1 protein-coding gene is annotated in these 731 nt (G+C 32.4%); it reads right to left on the reverse strand.

Translation table 11 applies throughout. The annotated features are described in order from the left end of the window. Positions 1-721, reverse strand: a 721-nt coding sequence (locus CHRY9293_RS18445) for a condensation domain-containing protein (protein WP_162034314.1), incomplete at its 3' end; no start/stop codon positions are given. Positions 722-731: the final 10 nt, after the last annotated feature.

Below are 731 nucleotides of genomic sequence, written 5' to 3' on the forward strand. Positions count from 1 at the left end.
GATAGCCTTTGATTATCGTATTCACATGGGCTCCAAATATAAAACTTTGACCTTCCTTTATACCTACCGGATAATTTATCCCTAGTTGGCCTACTCCCGTAATTCGATGAAGAGCTATTGCCAATATCATTTGACCATAAGTATAAGGAGTAAGTTTATAACTTCTTGTCAATTGTTTTACTTTTAAAAAAAGATCTTCTTCAAATTCAAATCTAAACTCACTGATCTTATTGATAGCAATAGCATCTGAGTATTCCTTTAATGACCCAGTCTGTAAAAATTTAAATCCGATATTTTCTAAACCCTCCAAATGCTTTTTCCAAAAATTGGTCATCTCCGATTTACCTTTATTGAAAAGCTCATCAAATTGATTACTCAATTCTTCATGTAAACGGGCCTGATCAGAAAGACTCACTGAACTTATATAATGGGGATCATTATAATAAGTACTGGCCTCATCATATAAGGAATGAGTACTTAATCCATCTACTATAATATGGGAGAATACATACACTATTCTATACCTACCATCATTTAATTGAATAGCATAAAACCTTACTAGTTGATCTTTTTCAAGATCGAAAGGCTCTAATACCAAATCTAGTAATTCCTCTCGACTTAACTCCTGAGGAAAATACTTGAGAACTTGGGTATCTTCAGATAATAAAGGCCTATTTTTCCAGTAAAGTTCATCCGATATATCCACAACATTACTATTCATTAATAAATGA

Origin of the sequence: Chryseobacterium potabilaquae (assembly GCF_902728265.1) — a bacterium.
Classification (GTDB): Bacteria; Bacteroidota; Bacteroidia; order Flavobacteriales; family Weeksellaceae; genus Chryseobacterium; species Chryseobacterium potabilaquae.